This window comes from Giesbergeria sp., assembly GCF_028686475.1.
Lineage (GTDB): Bacteria > Pseudomonadota > Gammaproteobacteria > Burkholderiales > Burkholderiaceae_C > Simplicispira.
The window spans coordinates 1-9,117 of the sequence record NZ_JAQUCA010000041.1 but is presented as its reverse complement, the minus strand read 5'-3'; the positions used below and the strand labels follow the sequence as shown (position 1 = coordinate 9,117).

Here is a 9,117-nt window from a genome sequence, read left to right as displayed (position 1 = left end):
GCGTGCGTCTTTCATCAGGGTCCGCAGCACTTGAGCTGCATCAATGACCGTTTGTAGTACAGCCAGTCCGCACCTTGTATTGAAAGTCTCTGCCAGAGCTGCCGGTAGCGTGTGCAACCTCCAAGAATATTCCATGGTGACTTGCTGTGCAGGCCGCCATCATCAGGTTTTGCTTGACTTCTGGGGAAGCCCTTGTAGTGCTTTATTTTCCGTTTCCTGAAGCGACCCCTTGGTGTAAAGTTGGTCAGCCACATAAGCGCTGCTCAATCCACCCACAAAGGCATCCCATTACACACAAGTCTCCCGCTACCTACACTGCACCCCTGACCGCTAGATGATAGGAAGTCGCGATGCGACTGGCCGATGAGTCCCAAACCATAGAGCTGGGTGACCAGCGCCTGAACCGGCGCGTCGTACTGTTGGCCGAGTGCCTGGGACAAAACCCCAGCGCGCGCATCCCCAATGCCTGCCACAGCTAGGCCGAAACTGCTGTGGCCTACCGCTTTTTATCCAACGAGCAGCTTAGCTGGGACAAAGCATCCCATTAAACACAAGTTTTTTGCTTTAAAAACAATAAGTTACGTTCAATTTTTGTGAAATCAACCAAAAAGCTTGATTTTTGCTGCCAGCCAATGCTGCTCCGGAGTACCAAATTTGCACAAAATTTAAGCAAAAAAGGTACTTTTTCACATCATAGAAAAGTCTCGCCGACTTATGTGTAATGGGATGCCCTTAATGGGGTTGCTTGCGGTGTCGTACAGCCATCGTCCCCATCTCACCGTCCAAAAGCGCCTGATCCTGCTCGGCCTCGGGCCACAGCACTGGAAAGTAAAAGCGCAGTGCATGACGAGGGATGGCGAAACGCAAACTGCCGTAGGGCGAGTCAGTGGCCACGAACCCACGTTGCAGCAGGGCCGATACCAGGGATGTGGCTAGGCGGTCGCCCAGACCGGTCATGGCTTTGAAGTCGGCACGTCCCAGCTCGCCTTGGGTGGCAAACAGATAGTGCAACGGCATCAGTGCCTCGGTGCGCACACCCGACTTCACCACAGCGGCCTCAAAAGTCAGTGCAGCCTGGATGCGGTCGCGCATCCCTTGAACTTTGAGCAGTTGGCCCATGAAATCCACTTGGTCGATGCACACCTCCAAGGTGTAACGAATCCACTCCACCAAACCGGCTTGTGTCAGGTTGCCCCGCCCGTCCAGGTCCCCGCGCCGGTGTTCGTCGGCCGCTTGCAGCAGGGACTTATAGCGCGACTCCGTTCTGGCAAAGCCCCGCAAGGGCGACCACAGACCATTGCTCAGCCCCCAGCTGTGCAGCAACAAATGGGTGTGCAGCCGCGCCACGCGCCCGTTACCATCGAGGAACGGGTGCATCCATGCCAGACGGTGGTGCGAGGCCATCAGGGCCACCAAGGCCGCTTCTCCGCGCCGCGTGCTGGCGTACACCGTTTGCCAACGCTGCATAAAGTCGGGCAAGGCCTCCCAGGCCGGGGCCTCGTGCCGACCCACGGCCACGCCACGCCGACGCAACGCACCGGGCACCATGGCACTGCCGTCGGAAAGCTGAAGGTCATCGGCTGGCAAACCGCTAAACAGTTCCCGGTGCAACCAAGACAGCGCATCAGCAGAGTACAGCCAGCGTGCGACCTCGTCGCCCAAGACCACCCGTTTGGCATCCAGCTCAGCCTCGCAATGTGCCTCGGTCTGGATATGGGCCACCGCCAGCCGCTGTTTGCGTGCCAAATCGGCGTTGGCAGAAAAGTCCTGCTGCAACGCGCGTTCGATATCGCTGGGGCGTGTATGTTCGCCCTCGATGCGGTTGGTGTAGTAGGAGTTCATGCTGCGCAGCAGCTTACGTAACTCGTGCTGGGCCGCATTGCCAGAAGCCATGCTCAAGGCCGTAGCCTTACGTGTCAAATCGCTGGCTTGTTCCAGTAATGGCCCCATCAGTGCCTCGGATGGCAGCAGCGGTTCAAACTGGTGTGGGGAGTCGTATCGCGTGATAATTTGCGTCTTCATCTGCGACATTCTATGTGCCTACATTTGCCTATGAAAAAAGACTAAATTCCCCGATTTTTTGCGACATAGACAGCGGTGATAAGGGTCGCTTCAGAAAACGTACATGAACACCCCCTGTAGCGCGTATGCAACCTCCAACAACATTCCATGGTGACTTGCTGTGCAAGCCGCCCAGGTCAGGCGTTGCTTGACTTCTGGGGAAGCCCTTGTAGTGCTTTAAATTCCAAACTCTGCGACGACCCTTCTCTAGCGTAGTGGCCGGGCTGGATGCTTTCCTTGCTACGCTTCCCAGGGGTCGATGACTTCGAGGCCTGCGGCTTCGAATGGGCTGGTGTCGCGGGTGGCGACGGCAAAGTTGTTGGCGAGAGCTACTGCTGCAATAAAGGCATCAGCTGTTGCGATCGCCAAGCCAGCAGCGCGGGATTTGGCCAGCAACTCGGCATAAGCCTTGGTGCAAGCCATGTCAAACGCTAACACCCGATTGGCAAACATCGGCAGCAGGCGTTTTTCCAGATTTTCATGCAGGTGATCCCGGCGCTTTCCTGCGGGCATCAGCGCGATACCGGCACGCAACTCGGCCACCGTGATGGCAGACAGGTAGAGGGTTTCCAGTGCTTGCGCGTCGAGCCAGCTAAGAACATGGGCATTCGGGCTCGCGCGCTGCGGTTCTGAAATTACATTGGTATCGAGCAGAATCATTCAAAACTCGCGGCGCGGGCTGGAGACTTGATGCGCGCGCTCTCGAAGATTGCGACTTCTGCATCTGTGAGGCCACCGGCTTCGCGGGCGATGGATGCCAGAAACGAGCCAAGTTTCACGCGCCCCTCTGGTTTGGCTGCCCGCTCCAAAATATCTCTGATTTCGGCCTCGGTGCTGCGACCATGATGTGCAGCTTGAATACGGATGGCCCGATGCACCTCATCGGGCAGGTTTCTTACGTTTACGTTGGCCATTTGCATCATTCCTTTTTAGATACCAATGATGTCATTTTATAAGTTTGATACCAAAAACAGCCGTCCCGTTATGGTCAGGTGCGGGCTAGAGACTTCCCCGAACTTGCACCGACCTTATACGCCGCGTGCCCCGCGCACTTCAGACAGATCCAGAACGTCAGAAATCAGCGGCTTGGTGTCGTCGCGCACATCGCGCACGACCTTGGACACCACCCTCTTTCCCTGTTGCTTGAGTCGCTGCCTGTAGGCTTTCTGCCGCTCTGCTGCACTCTCGTACTTTTTCGGTCTGCCAACTCCCCGCCGTTGCATATCGGTTGGCAGTAGCTCAGCCGTTTTGATGTCGTTTTCATCTTTCATTGCATAACGAATTTATTTTATTAATTTTTTATTTTATAACGTCGTTATTTTATTATAAGCTATCCACCCAGTGGAATCCTCCCCTAATAGGTTGCTGCAGTTGCCTGAAGTCCAGGCCAAGTGCCCCTCCTGGAGGGCAGGAGGGGCTTTGGAGTAACCAGCCCGACAGATGTCGGCGCTGGTCGTGAGACTGCCGTTTAGCCTAAGCCAATGGCAGGTGCATGCACCATCACCCGGTGTGGGTGGCCGGTGCCCAACGAATCACCCGGTACTCCATCAGGAGCGATCCGGTCGAACTGGAGTAGGTTCTCCCTGTACTCGCTACCAAATCCGCCAAGATTTGGGGTCGCGCTGCCACCGGCCAGGGTGAGAACGCGGCACATCGCTGCAACGGGCCGCCAAGCCCATTTATTCCCCTTTACAGGGGGTAAACACACACTTTCGCAAACGCTCCCAACTTTCGGAAGCGGGTCGCCAAACCCGCCGCTGCTCAAGGCAGCTCCCCATGTGCTTCGGTCGTATCGCAAAATGGGTCAAACCCTACTCATCGAGTCTCCCCCTCTTGTCCATCAAGCCGAGCCGGTGCCAACCAAACTCGTACGGCAAGAGGTTCCCCGTTTAGATTAAAGCTACTGCGCAACGTGGCGCCACTGTCTCAGCAAAGCGGCTAGCCTTTCGGCTTTCCGTAGATTTCAAGGAGGCGATGTTCCAGAGCCCTTCCTTTACTCACCGCTTGCATCATCGACTACGAACCACGGCTTCATGCCTATGGCTCCACGTTGCTCCGCACAGCACCCTCCAAGGGTGCCGTTACAGGTTTGAGCTATTCATCGACCCCCGGTTTCCCGAGGTGCCAACGTTTCCAGGTTTCCCCTCCACGTCCTGCACTGTCACCAGTACCTCAGAAGCCATCCTGTGCGGCAAGCGTTACGCTCTTTCGATACGTCCCGCCGGTCGGCCTTGTCCGACTTTCGCCTTTAACCAGGTCACCGGGCCATTTCCTGCCCGGCGCCGTTTCACGGTCGCCCAACAACTGTGGGTGAGCTGGGGCTCACCCGGTGATGGAGTCGAAGGAGGGAGTTTCACCCCCCAGCGCTCCTCGCAACCGCACCAGCCCTATTAGAGGCATGCGGCTACAGCGTTTGCTCGTGGCGTGAATTGGCGATTCACGTCACTTCCGGGGTGGCGCCCCGGCTGGCCTTTCGGCCGTGTGTGTTGCAGTTTGGCGACCTGCCTGGGTGCTCCTGCAATAGCAAGAGCACATAGGCAGGCCGCTGCGCATGCAAGTTGTGCGATGCCTTCGCATCGCTACTTTGCATGTTGCCTGTCTGCTTCAAATCACTTTTTGGTGTGTTGCCTATACCTGTATAGCTACAAAAACCTGGCGTACCGATCTTTTTTCCTTGGAACATCATTACGTGCGGCTGCGCCGCACGAAATCACACTGCAAATCCCACTGCTGCTAAGGAGCAGCGCTCCGGCGCTGCCATCGGGTTCGCGAACGCTATACGTTGTTTTTGGAGTTCCCGATGCCTGCATCCACCCCGATTGCCAACTGCAAAACTGCCGCCCTCAGCCGGGTCCTCGATAGCATCCCGAAGGGGTACACCCGCTACACCTTGGGAGAAGTCGCAGCACACAAGGCCCACGCCTTGGCGAATAAGCTGCACCAGCGCCATGCGATTGGTGCCACCCCCGCGCAGCGGCTAACCCGCAAGCGACATGGCCTGGCCAGTGTTTTGCTGGTGATGTACTACCCGCCCAATGCCCAGACGGTGCAGTGGTTGATGCTGTTTACCCAGGGGCAGCTGGAATCAGGGGAGCAGCTGCGCGATGTGACCGATAAAAAGCGGCTCGTGTGGCTGGGCTATGAGCTGGTGCGCAGGAGTGAGCGCGGGCGCACCGCTTGGACTTGGCGGCGCAGCAAGCAGGAGATGGCAGATGCCTATGCCTTGCTCAATCAGCAGCTGGGCAAGGGTCACCAGACAGCAGTGCAGGAGACGTTGCAGCGCCTTGCGAACCAGCCCGGATTCCACGGGGTGCGCCAGCAGTCCTGGGATTTACAGCAGCATGCCTGGGCCAAGGGGTACCGCGGTGAACGGCCACACCTGTTCTTTGTGCAAAAAGTGAGCCACGGCGAGCGGCTACTTCTGGCCGAGCGCCCATAACCCGGTCACACCAGTTTTATCAGGGTGACTGGGCCGTGGTGATGCCAGCGTCACTCTGGTGCCTGCTCGGTGATGTCAGTGAGTGATATATCTTCACCGGGTAGGCTGTGCTCGGATGTGTCGTCTAGGTATTCAACAGGCTCCACATGGCTTGAACCCATCACCTTGTCGCGCATCTGGCTCCAGTGGTTGGCACGCTTGAGCGGTTTGTACCTGCTGCATGCAGCAATGACATCGGAATGGCGGAACCACAGTTGCTGCACTCGGTGGACGGTCTCGGGGTCAAACTGGTAGCTCGGTGCAAATTGTCCGCCTGTACGGGACAGCATCTGCTGGATTTGCTGGTAGCCCTGGAGGAGGGTCTGTAGCGCTTGCTGCAGCTTTTGTTCGGCTTGGCTGGAGTTCAGTACCGTTTTTGTTTCAGCGGCCACAGAGTTGGGCGGAAAGAGCAAAGGCTTGGTTTCTTGCAGCAGTTGGAGCACAGCCTGTTGAATCTGCGGGTTACCCAGGTGGGCATCCCGATAAGCACAACACGCCGCTTGCTGGACTTGGTTCAGTGCCAAGTTGAGCCACCCTTGCATGCGGGCGCGCTGCTCTCGTTGTTCGCGCTCTTGCTGGCGTTGGCGCGCGGGTTCTAAAACGCGGGTTTTCAAGCGCTGCATCAGCTGCTCGTATCGGTCAGGTTGTCCAGTCGTTGCTTGCAGCAAATGGTTGTGAAAGTTTATGGGAATCTCGGTTTTATGAATGGAAAAAGAGCACAAAAGCTGCTGTTTCGAGAAGCCCGGCTGTTCGCTGCTGCGTGGGATGTAGTAGTTGCGATAGAGCGATGCGTTGGTGCGGTTGACCTTGAGCGAGACGGAGAAAGGGCCGCTGGTCAGGTCTTGGCTGTCGGGGGAAATGTCGGTGGAATCAGTGCCCATGAAAAAGTCCTCAAAAAACAAGAAAGGACATTCGTATAGGCACGTCAGAGGGGCGAGACAGGGCCGTAGGGCAAAAAATTCTTACCTGGATGCGCTACCGGGTAGTGCCGGGGTGGGCTCTAGCCTGCTTCTGGGTGGGGCAGGCTTGTGGCATTAAGGCTCACCCGGTGTCCTCACCGGGGGCTTGGTCTATCCCGGCGAGGGTATCGCCCGGGCAGGTGTGGCCAAAGATCGCTACACCGCTGGTGGGCGCTGCCTCGTTCAAACGTGCTCACGGTGCTGGGATTTGCAGCGCTTTGCGTTGCCGCCAGACCTGTCGGACAAATGGGTCGGACACCGCGTACACACCGTGGGACTGCCGGTGAATCAGATTGGCAGCAATCATGCGGTCCATCATGTTTTGCACTTGGGGCGGGTCCGCCGCCATGCCTATCTGCGCTGCATAACGGCCCAGAGCCTCTGCGGAAAACAGCCCTGATTCACCTGCTTCGTTGCCTTGGGCAATGCGGTCAAAAATGGCCTGTGCCAAGGTGCCCAGGTTTTCTAGAGTGGCCAACTCCACCTCTGCCGCCGCAGAAGCCAGGGTGGTGCAAATGATGGGAAATGCCACATCAGGCGGTTCAGGGCGGGTCTGAAGCTGGATGAGGGCGTTTTGCAACTCCTCCGGGCGCTGCCCTAGGGCCACAAAACCGTCCCACATGACGCTTTCTGCGGGCAACTTGACTCCGGCAATCGATTGCAGCTGCTCGCATTTCCAACGTATGAACTCCGGCCCCAAAGGCTCGTAGGCGGTGGATACTGCCCCGGCAAAGGGTTGTGAGCGCCGGGTGGCCATATCGGTCACCAGCGACTTGTGCGAGCCCATGCCTACGAACAGTAGATAACCCGGTGTGCCTGGGCGTGTGTTGACCGCATCACGTGCTGCCTTGAGCCCATACAACAAGTTGCTGCCCTCCTCGGTGCCCAGGGACTGCTGCACCTCATCCACAAGAAGCACCACGCTGGTTTGCACCTTGTCCACCAGTTCGGTGAACACCTGTGCAAGGCTTGCACCACCCTCTTTGCCCACGGTATCGACCTGGAAACCAAAGGTGAAGCCAGCAGCCCCCACATTCAGGCCCTTGAATCGGGCCAGCATCCCGGCGCCAGGGGTGGCCAACTGCGCCAAGGTGGTGCGTACCGCTTCGTGCACCAAGACGGCAGGGCTTTTGCTGCGGTCCACCCAGAGGTCAACATAGACCACCAGGGCACCCATAGCCTCCAGTGCGGGGATGAGGTCTTGGCGCAGAAACGTGGTTTTGCCAATGCGCCGTATGCCCGACAAAAAAACACCCGAGCGCACCTGCAACTGCAAAGCGCTGGGGTGCAGTAATTGTTTGGCCATGTCACTGGCGTAGTCGGTGCGGTGGTAAAGGTCAGGGCGGCTCATGTTATCCATTTTTAGCCAATTTAAATAATTATTCAAGATGGCTAATCTTGGAGGCAGTGCAACGATGTACGACTTTGCTCGGTAGCTCTGGGCTCATCGCGTGTGGCCCGTTTCTGGGTGGGGCACCGCGGTATGGGAGTTCACCCGGTACCTGCGTCGGGTGCTTGGCTTGTTCCGGTGGGGCATTGCCTGGGTGAGTGTGGCGAGAGATCGCAGCACCACGGTTGCATGTCGCCCCGTTCAGAGTTCTAACAACGTGTGGGCTTCCGTGGTAAATTCCGGTTGGGCCGAAAGGTCTGGTGCTTCAAAACACCTTTAGGAAGAGCGGTTGCAACCCCCACCGGTAAGTGGGGTTTTGTCACGTCCAGATTTTTGGGCGGGATGGGCCACGCTGTAAGGCTGGCCGCGCAGCTCTTCCTGCGTTTTGAACATCCCGCCACCTAACACTGTGCTTCAAAACGCAGGGGTTAGGTTCTGCTGAGTCTCGAAGAGGAGCTCTCTTTATGGAAAACATCCATGCGCATTCGACTGCGCCGTCCGTTCAGGACAACCCTCAAACCCACACCGACCTCGAAATTATGAAATTGCTCCAGCGGGCAGCAACTGGACTTTCTGATGCCTTGGAATTGGTGCTAGACCTCAATCCGAGGGCCCCAGCTGTCGCTCAGTTAGAGCACGCATTGGGCCGCGGTCTTCGTGGTGTCACCGCACTCAAACGCTTGCGGTCGATGAGTAGTTCCGGTGCAGCAGTCAACACCACTGTCGAATCGCAAAATCAAGCCACCTTGCAGGCCTCCCACGCCGCTCAGTCAACCGTTGGTTTGAAAAAGCGCCGGCCTCGCCGCTACTTTGACAAAGACTACAAGCGATGGGTTGTCCAGCTTAGGCGTGAGCGCAACCTGAGCACCAGTGAAATCAGCAAAGAACTGAACCTGACCTACAGCGCCGTGTGCAGCTGGGTACGGGAGTTTGAGTCCGAGCAAATTGCAAGCGCCCAAGCTCGGACGGCGGAGCAAGAACGCATTGCTGCGTTGGAAGAACTGGTGCAGCAGTTGCGGGCAGAGAAAGAGTTGCTGACCAAGGCTACCGCCTGGTTTGCACGCGAACTCGGTAATTCAACGTCTGTGGGCATGGGGCGGTAGGGGTCGCTGTAGAAAAAGGAAAATAAAACCCGTTAAGCCTACCGAAGCGTTTTTCAGATGTTGGTTGTTGTGGCTTTGGCCGGTTGTAGCGCAGCATACAAAGCTGTTTTTCCAATCTTGAGTCGT

9 protein-coding genes are annotated in these 9,117 nt (G+C 57.2%); 3 read left to right on the top strand and 6 right to left on the bottom strand.

Features of this window, described 5'->3' with window-relative positions; all coding sequences use genetic code 11:
- The first annotated feature begins 350 nt into the window (after positions 1-350).
- Positions 351-479: a transposase DNA-binding-containing protein gene (locus PHX60_RS15425; protein WP_300079557.1), complete on the top strand. Its 129-nt coding sequence runs from the start codon at positions 351-353 to the stop codon at positions 477-479.
- A 253-nt stretch (positions 480-732) separates the two neighbouring features.
- Here the strand turns inward: PHX60_RS15425 and PHX60_RS15420 are convergent, their stop codons facing one another.
- The 4 genes from PHX60_RS15420 to PHX60_RS15405 form a co-directional block, all read right to left on the bottom strand.
- Positions 733-2,022: a Fic family protein gene (locus tag PHX60_RS15420; RefSeq protein ID WP_300079555.1), complete on the bottom strand. Its 1,290-nt coding sequence runs from the start codon at positions 2,020-2,022 to the stop codon at positions 733-735.
- 279 nt (positions 2,023-2,301) lie between these two features.
- Complete coding sequence (locus PHX60_RS15415) at positions 2,302-2,721, bottom strand: type II toxin-antitoxin system VapC family toxin (protein WP_300079552.1); 420 nt, start codon at positions 2,719-2,721, stop codon at positions 2,302-2,304.
- Positions 2,718-2,975 carry an Arc family DNA-binding protein gene (locus PHX60_RS15410; protein ID WP_300079550.1) on the bottom strand — a complete coding sequence of 86 codons (258 nt, stop codon included), beginning with the start codon at positions 2,973-2,975 and terminating at the stop codon, positions 2,718-2,720. Before PHX60_RS15410 ends, PHX60_RS15415 begins: the two co-directional genes overlap by 4 nt.
- Before the next feature lie 114 nt (positions 2,976-3,089).
- Positions 3,090-3,332 (bottom strand): hypothetical protein, encoded by a 243-nt coding sequence (locus PHX60_RS15405; protein ID WP_300079548.1) that lies wholly within the window; start codon positions 3,330-3,332, stop codon positions 3,090-3,092.
- 1,529 nt (positions 3,333-4,861) lie between these two features.
- On the opposite strand from PHX60_RS15405, the gene PHX60_RS15400 reads away from it, so the two are divergent.
- Positions 4,862-5,500 (top strand): hypothetical protein, encoded by a 639-nt coding sequence (locus PHX60_RS15400; RefSeq protein ID WP_300079546.1) that lies wholly within the window; start codon positions 4,862-4,864, stop codon positions 5,498-5,500.
- A 50-nt stretch (positions 5,501-5,550) separates the two neighbouring features.
- On the opposite strand, the gene PHX60_RS15395 is transcribed toward PHX60_RS15400, so the two are convergent.
- Entirely contained in the window at positions 5,551-6,420 is an 870-nt protein-coding gene (locus PHX60_RS15395; RefSeq protein WP_300079544.1) for a hypothetical protein, read from the bottom strand.
- A gap of 271 nt (positions 6,421-6,691) precedes the next feature.
- A complete protein-coding gene (locus tag PHX60_RS15390; protein WP_300079542.1) occupies positions 6,692-7,849 on the bottom strand; it encodes an ATP-binding protein in 1,158 nt (385 codons plus the stop codon).
- A 503-nt stretch (positions 7,850-8,352) separates the two neighbouring features.
- Here PHX60_RS15390 and PHX60_RS15385 point away from each other — a divergent pair.
- Positions 8,353-8,991 carry a transposase gene (locus tag PHX60_RS15385; RefSeq protein WP_300079539.1) on the top strand — a complete coding sequence of 213 codons (639 nt, stop codon included), beginning with the start codon at positions 8,353-8,355 and terminating at the stop codon, positions 8,989-8,991.
- Positions 8,992-9,117 lie beyond the last annotated feature (126 nt).